Genomic DNA, 17,071 nt, shown 5'->3' with positions numbered 1-17,071 from the left:
GGTCTGCGTCAGCGGCCGGCCGCCCCGACTCTGTCGCGGGTGAGCCGTGCGGCCACGACGCCCAGGACGAGGACGACCGGGACGATCAGTTCGAGCACGAGGGCGGTGCCGCTCTCGCCCCCGATGAGCGTGGTGAAGTTCTGGACGATCAGCCAGATCGCCACGGCCACGCCGAGCGCTCCCAGGGAGGGGGCGATCAGGGTGTTCCAGGGCCGGGTGTCCAGGCGTTCCCTGCGGAAGAAGACCACCACGGAGACAGAGGTCAGCAGGTACAGGGCCATGATGCCGAGGACGGCCACGCCGCTGCCCCACGAGAACAGGGTCAGCACCGGGTCCTTGCCGGCCAGCGCGAACGGAACGACCAGCAGGACCGCGACGGCCGTCTGCACCCGGCCCGCCACGCTGGGCGAGTGACGGCTGTTGATCGACGACAGCGCCTTGGGCAGCAGTCCGTCGCGGCTGAGCGAGAACAGGTAGCGGTTGGCGGAGTTGTGGAAGGCGAGGATGCCGGCGAAGAGCGAGGTGGCCAGCAGGACGGGCAGGACGTCGTTGACCCAGCCGCCGAAGAGGTCGGCGATCGGTGCGAAGACGAAGCTCGTCGAGTCGCCGCTCTCCAGGGCCTTGCCCGCCGCCCCGGACACCTTCGAGGGGCCGTAGGCGGAGACGAGCATCCAGGAGGCGAAGCCGAAGAAGCCGGTGACGAAGGCGACGGCCGTGTACGTGGCCCGCGGGACCGTCCTGCGCGGTTCGCGCGCCTCCTCGCCGTAGATCGCGGTGGCCTCGAAGCCGATCATGGACGCCACGGCGAACATCAGGGCCACGCCGGGGGCGCCCTCGAAGGCCGCGCTCGGAGAGAAGGACTGCGTGAAGGCCAGCCCCTCGGGTCCGCCGCCCTTGAAGAAGGTGACGAGCGCGAAGACGCTGAGGATGCTGAACTCCGCCAGGACGAAGACGGCCAGCACCTTCGCGCCCATCTCGATGCCCGCGCTGCCGAGCACCTGGACGATCACCATGGTGACCAGGGCGCACGCCCACCAGGGCACGTCCATCCCGGTGTAGTGCGCGAGCAGACCGTTCACGGTCGCCCCGTACAGCCCGTACATGGCCGCCTGGATCGCGCAGTAGGCGAACAGCGCGACACCCGCGCTGCCGGTGCCGACCGTCCGGCCGAGCCCCTTGCCGATGTACGTGTAGAAGGCGCCGGCGTCCACGACATGCCGGCCCATCGCCACGAAGCCGACGGAGAAGAGCAGCGTGATCAGGCCCGCCACCACATAGGCGGCGGGCGCCCCCGCGCCGCTGCCCACGCCGACGGCGATGGGCACGGCACCCGCGACGCCGGTGAGCGGCGCCTGGGCGGAGAGGACGAAGAAGAGGATGCCCAGGACGCCGAGCGAGTTGGGCTTGAGCTTGCCTGCTGTGGGGGCGTCGGGCGCGGTCTGGTTCACGACCGCCGTCTGACTGTCCACTCGGATCACCTGCCAGGGAGGAAGAGGGATTCGTTTCAGGCCAAACGAGTTGCCTCATACTGGGCTGGAACTATCCGTTTGACAAGGGGCTGCGGCAGGTTTCCTGCGCCGAACGCGCAAGGCCCCGGACGACCGGCGTCCAGGGCCTTGGAACGGGCGGGTCAGCGCGTCAGTCGCGGCTCTCGTCGGGGGCGTCCTGCCGGTCCCGGAGCAGCCGGAGCAGCGAGCGCAGCTCCTCCACGGCGGCGTCGGTGATCTCGGGGCCGCCGAAGACGAGCTGGTGCAGCACCAGGCCGTCGAGGGCGGCGAAGACGAGCCGGGTGAGCGGCTGTCCGGCCCCGCCGGGCAGCATGCGGGACAGCTCGCGCCCGGTGGCGTCGAAGTACTCGTCGTACAACGCACGCAGGTGCGGCAGCAGTTCCGGGCGGCGTCTGGCCTCCAGAAGCAGTTCGTACTGGAAGGACTGTATGTCCGGATCAGCCGTGACCATCTCGGACACCCCCACCGAGAACTCCTCGATCCGGCCGGTGCCGGGTTCGAGCGCGCTGGTGTTCAGGGAGGTGCGGATGGCGTGGGCGACCGCCTCCTCGATGAGCGCGTCCCGCGAACCGAAGTGGTGTACGACCAGTCCGTGCGTGGTGCCCGCCTCCTCCGCCACGGCCCGGTAGGTGAGCTTGCGCAGCCCGCCCCGGGCCACGACCCGCACGGCGGCGTTGAGCAGGGCCTCGCGGCCCTCCCCGTAGTTCATGCGCCGGCGCGGCTTGGTGCCCTCGGGGGCCTCGGCGGGTTCGGTCATGGCTGCGACCCTACCCGCCTGCTCACGGGACCCGGCGTGATGCCGGCGCGGGTCGCGCGGGTGCGCGTGCCGTCGGTGGCGTGCACCCGCCGACGGCCGGAACACCGTACCGGGCGCCCTTCTCCGTGACGCCCGGTACGGCGCGCTCGTGCCGCCCGCATCAGCGCCGGGGCGGGCGGATGCCGCGGAACTCCCAGTCCCCGCCGAGCGCGGTGGACAGGACCTCTTCGGACTCGGTGGGCTGGGCGCCGACGTCGGTGCGGATCGCGGCCGGGCCGGTCACGATGTGGTTGGTGAGCCGTCCCAGGCCCTCGACCTCGACCTCGACGACGTCACCTGGCTGTACGGGGCGGGAGTTGGCCGGGGTGCCGGACAGCAGCACGTCACCGGGGTGGAGGGTGATGGTGCGGGCGATGTCGGCGACGAGGTAGTGCATGTCCCACTGCATCTCGTCGGTCGAACCGTCCTGGACCACCTCGCCGTTGACGTACGTACGCAGGCTCTTGCCGCGGAAGTCCCAGTCGGTGACCAGGCCCGGGCCGAGCGGGCACAGGGTGTCGGAGCCCTTGACGCGGAGCATGGAGCCGGCGTCGGTGTCCCGGAAGTCGTGCAGGCCGTAGTCGTTGGCGACGGTGTAGCCGGCGATGTACTCCCCCGCCTCGGCCGGTGAGATGTTCCGCGCGGTCTTCCCGATGACGATGGCGACCTCGCCCTCGTAGTTGAGCCACTTGCAGCCCTCGGGGCGGACGATCGCGCCCTTGTGGGAGTTGAGGGCCGAGGTCGGCTTGTGGAAGTAGGTGGGTGTGGGCGGGAGTTCGATGCCGAACTCGTCGACCCGGCTGCGGTGGTTGAGGTGGACGGCGATCACCTTGGAGGGCACGACCGGGGGCAGGTGGTGCGCCTCCTCGGTCTTGACACGGCGGCCGTCGCCGGCGACGAGTTCGTCCCCGTCGACGGTGACCTCGACGGCGGCGCCGTCGAGGAGGATGCGGCGGTACTCGGGCATGGCTGCCTTCCTAGGAGCGTCGGTGCGGGTTGTGGGGTGCGGCGGCCGGGACGGGGACTCCCGCGCCGGTCCAGCCGTCGGCCGGGCGGTCGAACCAGAGGTGGACCTGGCCGGTGCCGATCGAGTTCTCGTACGCGCCGTACTGGCGGGCGCGGGCGACGCAGTTCCGCTCGCCGAGGGCGCCGGCCATCATCAGATAGTGGAAGAACTTCGCCTCGGGCCTGAACTTCGAGAACGCGTCCATGGTGTCGAGGACCTTGTCGTGGTGGCCCTCCTTGAACCATTCGATGCGTTCGAGGTCGGCCTCACGGGCCTCGGGGGTGCGGATGTGCACCGGGTCGCTCGACTCGTGGTCGCGCAGTTCGCGCAGCGGCCAGAAGGTGTGCGACAGGGCGCCGGAGGCGATCAGCAGGACGCGGCGGCCGGGGGTGGCGGCGATGCCGTCGGCGAGGGCGCGGCCGAGCCGCAGGTGGTCCTCCGTGTCACCGGTCTGGCACACCCCGATGGTCACCCAGCGCTTGCCGGGCAGCCCCTCCCCCAGGAACTTCCAGAGGTTGATGGTGGCGTAGTAGACCGGCAGGTAGTCGTCGTCGATCGCGGTGATCCAGGTGCCGTGCCTGTCGGCGAACTTCGCGATGTTGTGCGCGAGTTCGGGGTCGCCGGGGTAGTCGTACGGCATCCGGCTCATGCCGCGCGGCAGTTCCTCGGAGGTGAACAGGCCTGCCCTGCGGTGCTGGGCGGTGGCGACGAACTCGACGGTGGTCGCCCAGTGCGAGTCGAGGACGACGACGGTGTCGTAGTCGTCGCGGTCGAAGACGTCCTCGCGGAGCTGTTGCAGGCCGGTGACGAGGGTGATCTCCTTGCCCTCGTTCAGCTCCAGCCGGGTCTCCTCGGGGAGCACGATGGTGGGGACGTGGGCGAGCAGCCCCGCCCCGACGATCTCACCCATGGTCCTTCCATCCCTTCGGCGCGGTCACGGTGTTCTTCAGGTCGCAGTAGAAGTCGAAGCTCCAGGTGCCGCCCTCGCGGCCGACACCGGAGTGCCGGGAGCCGCCGAAGGGTGCCTGGAGGTCGCGCACGAAGAAGCAGTTGACCCAGACCGTCCCGGCGACGAGCCGTCGGGTGACACGGTCGGCGCGGTCGCGGTCGCCGGTGGCGAGGGTGGCGGCGAGGCCGAAGCGGGTGTCGTTGGCGAGGTGGACGGCCTCGTCCTCGCTGGTGAAGGTCTGGAGGGTCAGGACGGGGCCGAAGACCTCCTCCTGGACGATCTCGGAGTCCTGGGCGACGTCGGTGACGAGGGTCGGCGCGTAGTACTGGCCCTCTCCCCGGTGGCCGCCGATGACCGCGCGGGCGCCCGCGTCGAGGGCGCGCCGCACGAAGCCGTCGATCTTCTCCAGCTGGCGTTCGTGGATGGTGGGCCCGATGTCGGTGGCCTCGTCGCGCGGGTCGCCCTGCACGACGGTGGCGGCCTTCGCCACGAACCGGCGGGTGAACTCCTCGGCGACGCTCTCCTCGACCAGGATGCGGGTGGCGGCGAGACAGACCTGACCCGCGTTGTCGTACTGCTCGACGGCGAGGTCGACGGCGAGGTCCAGGTCGGCGTCCGCGAACACCAACAGCGGTGACTTGCCGCCGAGTTCGAGGCTGAGCGGAGTGAGGTTCGCGGCGGCGGACGCCGTGATCCGCTGCGCGGTCGGCACGGAGCCGGTGAAGCTGATGCGGCGCACGTCGGGGTGCGAGGTGAGGGCGTCGCCGATCTCGGAGCCGTACCCCTGGACGATGTTGAGGACGCCGGCGGGCAGTCCGGCCTCGGCGGCGATGTCCGCGAGGAGGGAGGCGGTCAGCGGGGTCCACTCGGCGGGCTTGAGGACGACCGTGTTGCCGGCCGCGAGGGCCGGGGCGACCTTCCAGGTCGACAGCATCAGCGGGGCGTTCCAGGGGGTGATGAGCACCGAGGGCCCGGCCGGGTCCCAGCTGACGTGGTTGGTGTGACCGCGGGTCTCGAAGTCCCCGTGGTCCAGGGTCAGGAGCCAGTCGGCGAAGAAGCGGAAGTTGTGGGCGACGCGCGGCATGACACCACGGCGGTGCGAGCGCAGCAGGGCGCCGTTGTCGGTGGTCTCGACGACCGCCAGGTCCTCGATCCGCTTCTCCACGCCGTCGGCGACGGCGTGCAGGATGCGGGCGCGTTCGGCGCGCGGGGTGGCGGCCCAGGCGGGGAAGGCGGCCTTGGCGGCGGCCACCGCGGCGGCGGCCTCCGCCTCGGTGCCGCGGGAGATCTCGCCGATGACGCTGCCGTCGATCGGGGAGACGTCGGTGAACGTCTCGGCGGAGGCGACGCGTTCGCCGCCGATCCAGTGCCGGGTGTCGACGGCGACCCCGGCCACCGTGAGGGTGTGCTCGGTCATGTCCGGACTCCAAGTCCTGTGGTGGATACGGTGGTCGGGGTCACTCGGCGCCGGAGGTGCCGGACTCCAGGAGGCGTCCGCCGTCCCAGACGACGCCGACCTGCCGGTAGTAGGCGGCGATCGGCTCGTGGATCTCCAGGCGGGCCAGTTCCTCGGTGGGTGCCTCGAACAGCTTCAGGTCGGCTTCGCCGGTCCAGGCCTGTCCGGCCTCGAAGGAGGCCGCGCCCGTCTCGATCAGTTCGTCGAGCGCGAGGCCCTTGCCCTTCTCGACGGAGGGCAGCCAGCGGTGGTGGGCCATGGGGTGGCCGTTGACGAAGCCGTTGGTCTCGGACGGCTCCCGCAGGGTCACCACGGTCTCGGCGAGGCGCCGGTCGGCGGCGGCGAGGGTGGCGCCGAAGCGGGCGCCGGCCTCGATGCGCGGGGCCGGGCCGTAGGGGTGCGGGCGGGTCTGGTGGATCGATCCGAGCTTCTTCGGGTAGCCCTGGTGCAGTCCGCGGGCGATCGCGAAGTCCTTGTCGACCCAGATGTAGACGCAGCGGCTGTAGGTCTGCCCCCGGAACTGGCAGCGGACGACCGCGAAGGCCTCCTTGTACTGGGCGCGGACCGGGTCGAGGAGTTCTTCGGCGGAGGCGGAGCAGGACTGCCAGTCGGCCCAGATCAGGGCCACCGCGCCCGGGTCCTCGTCCGCCAACTCAAGCGGTTCGGGCAGGAGTTCACGGACCCGCGCGGGGTCCGTGCGGTATTCGACGGTGAGCAGGTCACCGGAGTAGCGCCACGGCGGCGAGGGGATGAGCGACGAGGTGCCGCGGGCCGTCTTGGGATGGAAGTAGCCACGGACAGGGGACATAGCGGGGTTCCTTACGCTTCGTTACGCGGTGAGGGCGGGCTGCTTGAGCAGCTGGGCGCGGTAGCGCGCGGCGCGCATCGCGGCGGACTGGCCGCCGAGGGCCACGACACCGACCAGCAGGTCGCCGCTGTGGTAGCCGACGACGACGTCACCGTCCGGGTCGCCTTCGAGGATCCGTACGTCGTCCTTGCCGAGCAGGGGCGAGCCGAAGGACTGGAGCCGGAATTCGTGCTGGTCGCTCCAGAAGGTGGGCAGCGGGGCGAAGGGCGCCAACTCGGCTTCCGTGCCAGCGAGATGGGCGGCGAGAGTCCTGGCGGCGTGCTTGGCGGTGTCGGTCGGGATGGACCAGTGCTCGACCCGGCGGGGTACGCCGTCGTAGCGGGCGTTGGGGAAGCGGGCGATGTCGCCGACCGCGACGACCTCGGGGCGGCCGCCGACCCGCAGGTGTCCGTCGGTCAGGACGCCGTCGGACAGGTCGAGGCCGTTGCCGTCCAGCCACTCGGTGTTGGCGACCGAGCCGACCGACTCCACGACCACGTCGGCCGCGAGGACGGTGCCGTCGCCGAGGACGACTCCGGTGACGCGCTCGCCGCCCTCGAATCCGGCGACTCCCGCGCCGAGCGCGAAGCGCACGCCGCGCTCCTCGTGCCGTCTGAGCAGCGCCCGGCCGAGCAGGTCGCCGAGCGGTCCTGCCATGGGCAGCGGCAGCGGGTCGACGACCGTGACCTCGGCCGCGCCGAGTCCTACGGCGGTGGCGGCGACCTCGCAGCCGATGAATCCGGCGCCGACGACGACCACGCGTGCCCCGGGCCTGATCAGCGCGTCGCGCAGGATCTGGGCGTCGGTGAGGGTGCGGACGGTGTGGCGTCCCACGAGCGGGCCGCGGCAGCGCAGCCGGCGCGGGCGCATTCCGGTGGCGACGACCAGTCCGTCGTACGAGAGCGTTTCGCCGTCGGCGAGTTCGAGGACCCGCTCGTCGAGGCGGGCGGTGGCGATGCCGGTCCCGAGCCGCCATTCGACGTCGGCTGCGGCCGCCTTCGGGGTGAAGGCGAGGGACTCGAACGACGCCTTGCCCGCGAGGACTTCCTTGGACAGCGGAGGCCGGTTGTAGGGCATGTGCGGCTCGTCGCCGACGACGGTGACGGCGCCGGTCCAGCCCGCCGCGCGCAGCTGCTCGGCGGCGCGGAGGCCGCCCATCGAGGCGCCCGCGACGACTACGCGTGCGGTCATGACCCTCAGCCCTCGATCCGGATGGCCTGGAGCGGACACACGTCGGCGGCTTCCTCGACCTCGTCGCGCAGCGCCTCGTCCACGTCGGAGACGTAGGCGAGGTGCCCGGCGTCGTCCATGGAGAAGACGTCGGGGGCGGCGAAGACGCACTGGCCGTGGTCCTGGCACTTGATCATGTCGACGACGACCTTCATGGCCGGTCCTCCTGGGGATGCGGGCGTCTGAGCAGGGTGAGAAGGGGGAAGAGAGGGGCCCGGCCGATGCCGGTCCGGGCCCCTCGGCCAAAGGGATGCGAAGCGCGTCCCTGACTCGTTTGGCTTCAAACAACATAGGAAGCCGTTGGACCCTGGTCAATACCTGTCCAGGTGGATAAATTCTTTCCGCGACCCCCTTGCGGGACCTGAACCCGGCTCATACCGTTCGGACTCAAACGACTGCCTCGGGGTCGGCAGCATCCGCCCCGCACCCCGGCTCCCGTTCTCTGCACACCACGCGTCCCCCGCTCTCAGGCCCGGGGACATCCCACTCTTCCCGCCAAGGAGACAACGGTGAGCGCATCCGACACCTCAGACATCCGCCGGCACATGGAGCGGCTCGCCGCGGAGGGCGTCGACGTGGTCCGGGTCGTCTATCCCGACCTGATCGGCACCGACCGCGCCCGTGACGTCCTGCTCGACCACCTGCCCTCGGCCTGCGAACACGGGCTGGCCTTCTGCCGGGCCGTCTACCACACGACTCCGCAGGGCGACGTCGTCCCCGTCACGGGCGGCCTGGACGCCGGCCTGCCCGACGTGACCGTACGCCCGGATCTGTCCACGGCGGCCGTACTGCCCTGGGAGCCCGGCGTCGCGACCTGCCTCGGCGAGGTCAGCGACCCGGCGACCTCGGCCCCCGCACCCGAGTCACCGCGCGACCTGCTGCGGACCGTCCTCGCCCGGTGCGCCGAGCAGGGGCTGCGCCCCGTCGTCGGCCCCGAGCTGGAGTACTTCCTGCTGGAGCCCGCCCCCGGCACCCCCACCGGCTGGCGCCGCTCCCCGGAGACCACCGGCGCCGTCTACACCGCCGGACTCCGCTCCGACCCGGACAACCACCTGCTGCGCACCCTGCGCCGGCTGCGCGACCTGGGCCTCGGTGTCGTCACCGGCAACCACGAGTTCGACGGCGGCCAGTACGAGATCAACCTGACCCACTCCTCGGCCCTGGACGCGGCCGACCGCGCCTTCCGCTTCAAGGCCGCCGTCAAGGAGCTCGCCCGCCGGGAGGGCAACCTCGCCACCTTCATGGCCAAGCCCTTCGGCAACGCCGGCGGCTCCGGTTTCCACCTCCACCTGTCCTGCGAGGACACCGGGGGCCAGAACGTCTTCGACGACCCGTCGGGCGCGCACGGCCTCTCGGCCACCGCCCGCCACGCCATCGCCGGCATCCTCGCCCACGCCCCCGCGCTCGCCGCGCTCGCCAACCCCACCGTCAACTCGTACAAGCGCTTCGGACCCGACACCCTCGCGCCCTGGCTGATCGACTGGGGTCTCGACAACCGCAGCGCCATGGTCCGCATCCCGCCGGAGCGCGGCTCGGGGGCCCGGCTGGAACTGCGGCTCGGAGACGCCAGCGCCAACCCCTACCTGCTGATCGCCGGCACCATCGCCGCGGCCCTGCTCGGCGTCCAGGCCGGCGAGGAGCCCGAGGCCCCGCTTGAGGGCTACGGCTACGACACCGCGCGCTCCGCCCTGCTGCCCACGAGCCTGGCCGCCGCGCTGGACGCGCTGGAGGCGGACACCGCCCTGACCGACATCCTCGGCAAGGACTTCACCACGTCCTTCCTGACCTACAAGCGGGACGAGGTCGAGCGCTTCGGACGGCACGTCACCGACTGGGAGTTCACCGAGTACGCCTACCACCTCTGACCCTTCGAAGCCCGGCCCAGGAGAACCACCATGACCAGCCCCACCGTTCCCGCCACCCCCACCACCCAGGCCGAACTGCGCGCCGCCCTCGCCGAGCCGCTGCCGCTCGAAGAGGTCGACCTCGCGAACCTCGACAACTTCGCCGACGGCATCAAGCCGTGGCGCATGTTCCACACCCTGCGCCACGAGGACCCGGTGCACTGGCAGCCCGAGGAGGCCCCCAACTCCGGCTTCTGGGCGGTCACCCGGCACGCGGACATCGCCACCGTGGACCGTGACGCGGAGACCTTCACGTCCTCGAAGTTCGTCAACCTCGAAGAGCTGGACGACGACCAGATCAAGAAGCGGGCGTCCATCCTGGAGCTCGACGGCGTCCGCCACCGCGCGATGCGCAGCGTCATCCAGCGCCAGTTCGGCGCGAGCGTCATCAACAGCTACGGCGACTTCCTGCGCGGCCTGACGGCGCAGACCCTGGACGCGGCCCTGGCCAAGGGCACCTTCGACTTCGTCGCCGACGTCTCGGCCGACTTCCCCATCAACGTCCTCGCCCGCCTCCTCGACGTGCCGCCGGAGGACAACCAGCAACTCATCGACTGGGGCAACCGGATCATCGGCAACACCGACCCGGACTACGCGGACGTGCTGCTGCACAGCGCGGAGAGCGACAAGTACCGCGATCTGCCGTTCCGTTCGCCCGCCTCGCTCGAAGTCTTCGAGTACGGCCGGGAATTGGCCCGCCAGCGTCGCGGCGGCAACGGTACGGACCTGGTCTCCAAGCTGGTCAACACCGTTCCGCGCGACGGGATCCCGCTGTCCGAGCAGGACTTCGACAACTACTTCCTGCTGCTGGTCGTCGCCGGCAACGAGACCACCCGCCACACCATCTCGCACTCGATGCTGGCCCTCCTCCAGCACCCCGAGCAGCTCGCCCGCCTCAAGGACGACCCGTCCCTGATCCCGGGCGCGGTCGAGGAGTTCCTGCGCTGGGCCTCCCCCGTCTACCACTTCCGCCGCACCGCCACCCGCGACGTCGAACTCGGCGGCAAGCAGGTCAAGGAGGGCGACAAGGTCGTGATGTGGTTCGCCTCCGGCAACCGTGACGAGGAGGTCTTCGGCAACCCGTACGACTTCGACGTCACCCGCACCAACAACGACCACATCACCTTCGGCAAGGGCAGCCCTCACCTGTGCCTGGGCAATCTGCTCGCCCGCACCGAGATCCGCATCATGTTCGAGGAGCTGATCCCGAGGATCGCCGACATCAGGCTGGCCGGCGACGCGCCCCGCGTCCTGTCCAACTTCGTCAACGGCATCAAGAAGCTGCCGGTGGAGGTCACGCTGGCCTGACGACGGTGGCGGCCTCGGGACGCTGCCCGCGGCACGCGCGACACACGACACGGCTGCCCCCCGTCCCGCCGGACGGAGCGACAGCCGTGTCGAGCGGTCCGCGCCGGAACTACCTCACGTCGACGTAGTCGCCCGTGGCGGCCTTGGCACCGGTGGTCGTGGTGCCGGCGAAGTTCCAGCGCCAGTAGCCGTCGACCGAGGCGGTAACCGTGGTCTTCAGGGTGCCGGTGCTGCTGGAGTTCACCGTCTTGACGGTGGTGTAGGTGCTGGATCCCTTCTTGCGGAACTGGAGCTTGACTGGCTGGCCGGTGTAGCCGTGGTACTGGTAGTCGTCCCAGTTCGCGCGCTTCAATGTGCCCGTCACGTTGATGGCCTTGCCCTTGGTCACCGGCTCCGGGGACGCGTTCACCGTCAGCGTGCTCGCGCGCTTGAGGTGGAAGCTGTCGATGCGCTCGTCCCACCGGTAGTCGTCGTCGAGCGCGTCCACCCAGGAGCCCACGTACCAGGTGCCCGCCTGGTCGTTGGCCAAATCGACCTGGGGGTCGAAGGTGAACGAGTGCGTGCACTCGCTGTCGGTCTCGCAGATGGTCTCGTCGTTCGCGTACCCGAAGCCCGGACCCTCCAGAGTGGTGTCGGCCGACAGCAGACCCGAGTCGTCGTCAGCGTAGATCGTCACGTCGAAGGTCTTCGCGGCGGTGGTGCCGATGACAACGTCCGAGCCGTGGTTGACGGATACACCGAGGATCTCGGTGTCGCCCGAGCCGCCGTCGGCGTGAGCCGCCGGCGCCACGAGGCCGACGACCCCGAGCGCCGCGGCGACAGACAGCGCTACGCGCTTGCCCATGTGGTGTTTCTCCTTCATCCAGGCCACGACGAGCACCAAGGCGCGTCATGACCTCGTCTTCGCAGGCGACCTCGCCGGCGCCCCTTCCCGATAGCCGACTTCGGAGTCGGGGGAAGGAATGAGCGCTGCGGGCCATGCCGTGGTGAGCTGCGAGTTTCGCAGAAGGAAATGAATCATGCACTATCCGTGACGAGCTTGTGACGATTCCGAAAAGATGCAGCTCGGGGGCATCACGGCCTGGAGCGAAGCCGTCGCCGGCGGCCCGGTCCGAGTTGTGGACGCAGCAGCAGAAGACCGGGCCCCTCGTGCGCGCAGATCCAGTGGATCCCTGGCGTCGCGGGGCTTCTCGATCTCGCGCAGCCGTACCCGCGCGTGACCTTCGTGCTGCTGGCCGACGTGCACGCTCAGCCAGGTCGAGCAGCAGCCTCCGCCGCCAACGCTTCCGGCCGGACCAAGAACGCCGACGACGGCCCCTTATCGGGCGGCGCGGTCCAGAACTCTTCTCGGGAAGACCGACTCCCGGGTGAGAAAGGCGAGTTGGGCGTGCTTCGCCGGGAGGTGGACGTCGGGGAGGTCCACCTCCGGCAGCACGACCTCGGGCCCCGGAGTGAAGCCCTGCCGGTGGAAGCGGGCGATGGCCTTCTCGTTGCGCACGTCCGGGTCGACCACCACACGCTCGCGGTCCAGGCCCAGCAGGACGTACGACGCCACCGCGCTCAGCAAGGCCGTGGTCCAGCCGGGACGGCCGCCGCCGGGTCCGGCCGGGGCGAGCAGCAGGTGGACGCCGATGTCGCCGGGCTCCACCGGATAGCACGCGCCGACGCGATCGGCGCCGGGCTCGTAGGTCTGGAGCAGCGCGACGGGCTCGTCGTCGTTCACGAGCAGGTGGGCGTGGTGGGTGCCGAGCGTTGCCATGTGGGCGTATATCGCGACGACTTGCTCCTCGGTCAGGTCTCTCATGCCCCAGAAGGCGGCCCGGTCCGCGTTCACCCAGTCATGGACGACCGGGCCGTCCAGCGCCGCATCCAGCGGCAGGACGCGGACGGTGCCGTAGCCGTCGACGAACTGCTCGTACAGGGCTGCGCGCGTGATGGGGGTGCGAGACATGCGACTCCTCCGTTCGGCCGGTCACGGTCACGTACCGGCGGTTCCTGTGACCATCCTGTGCGCCACATGGCCATATTAGGTTAGGCTCACCTAACTAATAACCCGGTGATGTCGTGGCGAGGGGCGGAGAAAGTGACAGGGCAGGCGCAGGGGCGGGGTTGGGAAGGCGCGGTGCTCAGACTGCTGCGCGCGAAGGACTACGTGTTCACCGTGACGGACGCGCAGGACGTCACTCCCGAGTACCGCCGGGTGCGCTTCACCGACGGGGGCATGCTGGCGGCGACCGGCGTGCACCCGACGATGTGGGTGCGGCTGTGGTTCGACAACGCGGGCAAGCCCCACCAGCGGGCCTACACCCTGGTCGAACCCGATCCGGAAGCCGGCACCTTCGCCCTGGAGTTCGCCCTCCACGAGGGCCGCGCGAGCAACTGGGCCAGGGCGGCCGGACCCGGGGACACCGTCGAGGCGACCGTCCAGGGCACGGGGTTCGAGCACCCCGAGCCCGCGCCCTCCCACGTCTTCGCCGTCGCCGACCCGGCCTCCCTGCCCGCCCTGAACTCCCTGCTCACGGCGCTGGCTCCGGTCCCGGCGACGATCTGGTTCGAGGGCGGCCTGGAGGGACTGCCCTTCCGGGCCGCCGCGCACCACGACGTACGCCAGGTGCCACGCCGGGACAACGGACGCCATCTGACCGAAGAGGTGAAGTCGGCCCTGCCCGAGCTGCTGAAGGACAGCCCGCGGCCCTACGTGTGGATCGCGTGCGACACGGCGACCACACGCGCGCTGTCGGCGCATGTCCGCAAGGAGCTCTCCGTGCCCAGACAGCGGGTCAACGCCCTCGGATACTGGCGAGCGGGCTGAGCAGGGCCGGGTGCCGGGGCGGTGCGGGCGGCACGGGTGCCGGGGCGGCACGGGTGCTCGGGCGGCGCGGGCGCCGGGGCGGCACGGGTGCTCGGGCGGCGCGGATACCGGGGCGGCACGGGTGCTAGGGCGGCGCGGGCGCCGGGGCTGCGCGGGCGCGAGGGGCACGACACCCTGGCCTGCCGTCCGTGCGGCGACCGGCCACCTTCACCCCCGCGCCGCCCTCACCGCCGTCCCCGCGGCGACCGGCCCCCCAGCCGCGCTCACCCCGGTACCGGCCGCCCCACGCCCGGTACCGCCCGTTCGGCGGCGCTGAACGCGGGGCGTGCCAGGAATCCATCCTTCATGCAGTCCCCCACGCCACACTCTGTCGCCATCGCCGCCGCCGAAGAGCCGGCAGTAGCCGAACGCGCCGGTGTCGCTCCCCCGGCCGTCGCGGAACCCGAGCGGCGGGCAGGTCGCCCCGGGCCTCCCGGCGACGGTCTGGAGGCCCGCCTGGCCGCCGTCGCGGCGGAGATGGACGCGCGCCTCGCGGTGGCGGCCGTCGCCTACGAGGTCAACACGGCGCACATCGAGACGCCCCCGGTCGACTGGACCCGGATCGGCGCTCCACCCGGTCCGCCCGGCGCGCCCTCCCCCGCGGCTCCGGTCCCCACCGCTCCCCCGGCCCTCGCTCCGCAGGCCACCCCCATCGCCGCCCTCCTGCACCGCGCGTCACTGCGGCTGCGCACGGACGGCTGGTGCGCGGGAGGGCTGACCGACGAGGACGGTCATCTGTGCTCGCAGGGCGCGATCCGCAGGGAGTCCGGCGGCGACCGCCATCTTGAAGCGCAGGCCATGACCGTGCTCCTGGAGGCGATCCGCAGATGCTTCGGTCCCGACGTGGAATCCGTGCCGACCTTCAACGACGCCTGGGGCAACGGCCGTGAGCCGACCCGCATGCTGGAACAGGCCGCCGTCCTGGCCGAGGCGCGCGGCATCTGACGCCACCGCCCGCCCGGCCGTCGACAGCGGACGCGCGGTCGGCCACCCGCCCGTCGGCCCGGGGTCTCATCGGAAGGCGACGATGTGGCGCTCCGCCCAGTCGGCGAAGGTCCGGGGCGCGCGGCCGAGGACCCGCTCGACATCGGGGCTGACGCGCTGTTCGGCGGGGGTGGGCTCGCCGAGGATGGACAGGGTCGTGGCGACCACGGGCTCCGGCATGAACCGGAGCATCTGCGCGCGGGCCTCGTCGGGGGTCTGCTCGACGAACCGGACGGGCTCGCCCAGGGCGTCGGCGATCGCCGCGGCCCCCTGCCGGGGCGTGTTCAGCTCCGGCCCGGTCAGCTCGTAGATCCGTCCCGCGTGACCGTCCTCCCGCAGGGCGGCGGCGGCGACCTCCGCGATGTCGTCCGGGTCGACCGTCGGGAGGCCGATGTCGGCGAACGGGGCGGCGACGGTCCTGTCGGCGCGGACCGACTCGGCCCAGGCGTAGGCGTTGGAGTCGAAGCCTCCGGGCCGCAGGATCGTCCAGTCCAGGCCCGATTCCCGTACGGCGTCCTCGATGGCACGCGCCGTGTCCCCGTGCGAGGCCGACCCCGGCCGCGTCGCGACTCCCTGGGAGGACAACAGGACGACTCGTCGTACGCCACCGGCCTTGGCGACGTCGAGGATGTCCCTCGGGCTCAACAGGTGTGCGCTGGGGCCCCCGTTCTGGAGGAACAGCGCGTCGGCTCCGTGGAACACGGGCCTAAGGCTCTCGGGATCGGCGAGGTCCGCCCGTGCGTGCCCGACGCCGTCCGGTACGTCCGTCTCCGCGATCCCCCTGGAGGTCGCGGTCACCCGAACACCGGCTGCCGCGAGGATCCCCACGAGCGACCGGCCCACGTTGCCGGTTGCCCCCGTCACTACGAACATAAACAACTCCCGTGTCGATTCAGCGTGTTGTCCCGCCCGGTCAGGGCGGAATCCGCCGCGGAGACCTGCTCTCCGGGCGACACGGGGACGCTAACACCGCCGATATAGTAGGTACCTAGAGGAAAGTGACTACCCCGAGGGGGAGTACGTGGCCGACAGCACCGACCGGATGGCGGATGCCGCGACCGACCCGGAACTCGCCTGTCCCACCAGCGCGGTCGTGGAGATCGTGTTCAGCCGGTGGACCACGCCGATCCTGTGGTCGCTGCACACGGACGGCCGGCAGCGTTTCGTCGAGCTGGAACGGCGGATCGGCACGATCACACCGAAGGTGCTGACCCAGCGGCTGCGGCAGCTGGAACGCGACGGCATGGTCCTGCGCACCTACCACCCGGAAGTCCCGCCCAGGGTCGAGTACGAGATCACCGAGCTCGGCCGCAGCCTGGCCCCGCTCTTCGCCCAGCTCGCCGGCTGGGCCGCCACCAACCTGGACAAGGTCGAACGGGCCCGCGCCGACTACGACACCGAGCCACCCCGCTAGGACCCCTCGCGCCGGGCCCGGACCACCTGCTCGTGGCGGAGGGCGACGACGGTCACATCTGCGGATACGCGCTGGCCACACCGCCGAACAAGGGACAGAGCTGGATCGTCAGTCTCGCGGTCGACCCGGCCGTGCAAGGCATGGGCGTGGGGCGGCAGTTGATGCGGGAGACCCTCAAGTCCCTGCGCGCCGCGGGGACGGGGACCGTCCTGCTGTGGGTGGAGCCGGCCAACGACCATGCCATAGCGCTCTACGAGTCCCTGGGGTTCGTCCGTGACCCCGCGGGCACGCGCCCGGACCACTTCGGCCCGGGCGCCGACCGCCTCCTCATGTCGCTGCCCCTGAGCGGCTGAGGCACACGGCCGGCCGGGGCGGGCGCCCGTCGCGTCGACGGGTGGTGCCCCGGCCGGCCGTGCCCGGCAGTCCTTCGTGGCCCGCTACGACGCCGAAGGGCCTTCGAGTTCGGCTCGCCTGGCGGCCAGTGCCATCCCCAGCACCTTGTCCCGGTAGGGGTTCGCGGGGCTCAGGGCCGCCGCCACCGCCACCGCCTCCTCCAGCAGGGCCATCCGCCGCTCGGGCAGGTCCCGCACCGAGGGGGACGCGCTCGCCTTCACCAGTACGTACGCCAGTTTCGACCCGTAGACCTCCGGCTCGACCGGTGTCAGGGTCCGGTAGATCCACAGTCCTTCCCCACCGCGCACCACCCGCACGTTGGCGCTCAGCAGCATGACCCTCGCCCGCATGACCATGTCCTGATCCATCGATCCCCCTTCGCTCCACCACCCCCCGGCCCGCCCCGTCGCACGACGGGACAGCAC

At 71.3% G+C, this 17,071-nt stretch carries 18 protein-coding genes; 6 read left to right on the top strand and 12 right to left on the bottom strand.

Going from position 1 to position 17,071, the window contains the following annotated elements; all coding sequences use genetic code 11:
* Window positions 1–8: 8 nt before the first annotated feature.
* The 8 genes from WJM95_RS31810 to WJM95_RS31775 all read right to left on the bottom strand — a co-directional run bounded on the left by WJM95_RS31810 (window position 9) and on the right by WJM95_RS31775 (window position 7,947).
* Window positions 9–1,469, bottom strand: coding sequence for an APC family permease (locus WJM95_RS31810; protein WP_339134022.1), 1,461 nt, complete (start codon window positions 1,467–1,469; stop codon window positions 9–11).
* Window positions 1,470–1,638: 169 nt separating this feature from the next.
* Window positions 1,639–2,265 carry a TetR family transcriptional regulator gene (locus WJM95_RS31805; protein ID WP_339134020.1) on the bottom strand — a complete coding sequence of 209 codons (627 nt, stop codon included), beginning with the start codon at window positions 2,263–2,265 and terminating at the stop codon, window positions 1,639–1,641.
* Between the two features lie 160 nt (window positions 2,266–2,425).
* Window positions 2,426–3,271: a fumarylacetoacetate hydrolase family protein gene (locus tag WJM95_RS31800; RefSeq protein WP_339134018.1), complete on the bottom strand. Its 846-nt coding sequence runs from the start codon at window positions 3,269–3,271 to the stop codon at window positions 2,426–2,428.
* Window positions 3,272–3,281: 10 nt separating this feature from the next.
* Entirely contained in the window at window positions 3,282–4,220 is a 939-nt protein-coding gene (locus tag WJM95_RS31795) for a 3,4-dihydroxyphenylacetate 2,3-dioxygenase (RefSeq protein WP_339134016.1), read from the bottom strand.
* Window positions 4,213–5,676: an aldehyde dehydrogenase gene (locus WJM95_RS31790; RefSeq protein ID WP_339134014.1), complete on the bottom strand. Its 1,464-nt coding sequence runs from the start codon at window positions 5,674–5,676 to the stop codon at window positions 4,213–4,215. The genes WJM95_RS31795 and WJM95_RS31790 overlap by 8 nt, the downstream gene beginning before the upstream one ends.
* 40 nt (window positions 5,677–5,716) lie before the next feature.
* Window positions 5,717–6,523: an acetoacetate decarboxylase family protein gene (locus WJM95_RS31785; protein WP_339134012.1), complete on the bottom strand. Its 807-nt coding sequence runs from the start codon at window positions 6,521–6,523 to the stop codon at window positions 5,717–5,719.
* Between the two features lie 21 nt (window positions 6,524–6,544).
* The gene (locus tag WJM95_RS31780) at window positions 6,545–7,753 is read right to left on the bottom strand and encodes an FAD-dependent oxidoreductase (protein ID WP_339134010.1); all 1,209 of its coding nucleotides are present in this window, start codon (window positions 7,751–7,753) and stop codon (window positions 6,545–6,547) included.
* A gap of 5 nt (window positions 7,754–7,758) precedes the next feature.
* Window positions 7,759–7,947: a ferredoxin gene (locus tag WJM95_RS31775; RefSeq protein WP_037622194.1), complete on the bottom strand. Its 189-nt coding sequence runs from the start codon at window positions 7,945–7,947 to the stop codon at window positions 7,759–7,761.
* 354 nt (window positions 7,948–8,301) lie between these two features.
* Here WJM95_RS31775 and WJM95_RS31770 point away from each other — a divergent pair, with 354 nt between their 5' ends.
* Together WJM95_RS31770 and WJM95_RS31765 are read left to right on the top strand one after the other, a co-directional pair.
* Window positions 8,302–9,657, top strand: coding sequence for a glutamine synthetase family protein (locus WJM95_RS31770; RefSeq protein ID WP_339134007.1), 1,356 nt, complete (start codon window positions 8,302–8,304; stop codon window positions 9,655–9,657).
* A gap of 30 nt (window positions 9,658–9,687) precedes the next feature.
* The gene (locus WJM95_RS31765) at window positions 9,688–11,004 is read left to right on the top strand and encodes a cytochrome P450 (RefSeq protein WP_339134005.1); all 1,317 of its coding nucleotides are present in this window, start codon (window positions 9,688–9,690) and stop codon (window positions 11,002–11,004) included.
* A gap of 109 nt (window positions 11,005–11,113) precedes the next feature.
* Here WJM95_RS31765 and WJM95_RS31760 read toward each other — a convergent pair whose 3' ends face one another.
* Window positions 11,114–11,848 carry a calcium-binding protein gene (locus tag WJM95_RS31760; RefSeq protein ID WP_339134003.1) on the bottom strand — a complete coding sequence of 245 codons (735 nt, stop codon included), beginning with the start codon at window positions 11,846–11,848 and terminating at the stop codon, window positions 11,114–11,116.
* 474 nt (window positions 11,849–12,322) lie between these two features.
* Complete coding sequence (locus tag WJM95_RS31755; protein WP_339134001.1) at window positions 12,323–12,955, bottom strand: GNAT family N-acetyltransferase; 633 nt, start codon at window positions 12,953–12,955, stop codon at window positions 12,323–12,325.
* Window positions 12,956–13,063: 108 nt separating this feature from the next.
* Between WJM95_RS31755 and WJM95_RS31750 the strand changes: the two genes are divergently transcribed.
* On the top strand, window positions 13,064–13,816 hold the full coding sequence (locus WJM95_RS31750; protein ID WP_339133998.1) for a siderophore-interacting protein: 753 nt from the start codon (window positions 13,064–13,066) through the stop codon (window positions 13,814–13,816).
* A 345-nt stretch (window positions 13,817–14,161) separates the two neighbouring features.
* Complete coding sequence (locus tag WJM95_RS31745) at window positions 14,162–14,800, top strand: hypothetical protein (protein WP_339133996.1); 639 nt, start codon at window positions 14,162–14,164, stop codon at window positions 14,798–14,800.
* Between the two features lie 66 nt (window positions 14,801–14,866).
* On the opposite strand, the gene WJM95_RS31740 is transcribed toward WJM95_RS31745, so the two are convergent.
* Window positions 14,867–15,712: an NAD(P)H-binding protein gene (locus WJM95_RS31740; RefSeq protein ID WP_339133994.1), complete on the bottom strand. Its 846-nt coding sequence runs from the start codon at window positions 15,710–15,712 to the stop codon at window positions 14,867–14,869.
* Window positions 15,713–15,881: 169 nt separating this feature from the next.
* On the opposite strand from WJM95_RS31740, the gene WJM95_RS31735 reads away from it, so the two are divergent.
* A complete protein-coding gene (locus WJM95_RS31735; protein ID WP_339135982.1) occupies window positions 15,882–16,253 on the top strand; it encodes a helix-turn-helix domain-containing protein in 372 nt (123 codons plus the stop codon).
* Entirely contained in the window at window positions 16,184–16,606 is a 423-nt protein-coding gene (locus WJM95_RS31730; RefSeq protein WP_339135980.1) for a GNAT family N-acetyltransferase, read from the top strand. Before WJM95_RS31735 ends, WJM95_RS31730 begins: the two co-directional genes overlap by 70 nt.
* 84 nt (window positions 16,607–16,690) lie before the next feature.
* On the opposite strand, the gene WJM95_RS31725 is transcribed toward WJM95_RS31730, so the two are convergent.
* Window positions 16,691–17,014: a hypothetical protein gene (locus tag WJM95_RS31725; RefSeq protein ID WP_339133992.1), complete on the bottom strand. Its 324-nt coding sequence runs from the start codon at window positions 17,012–17,014 to the stop codon at window positions 16,691–16,693.
* Window positions 17,015–17,071: the final 57 nt, after the last annotated feature.

Source organism: Streptomyces sp. f51, from assembly GCF_037940415.1.
GTDB lineage: Bacteria > Actinomycetota > Actinomycetes > Streptomycetales > Streptomycetaceae > Streptomyces.
This window is presented reverse-complemented; position numbering and strand designations above follow the sequence as displayed.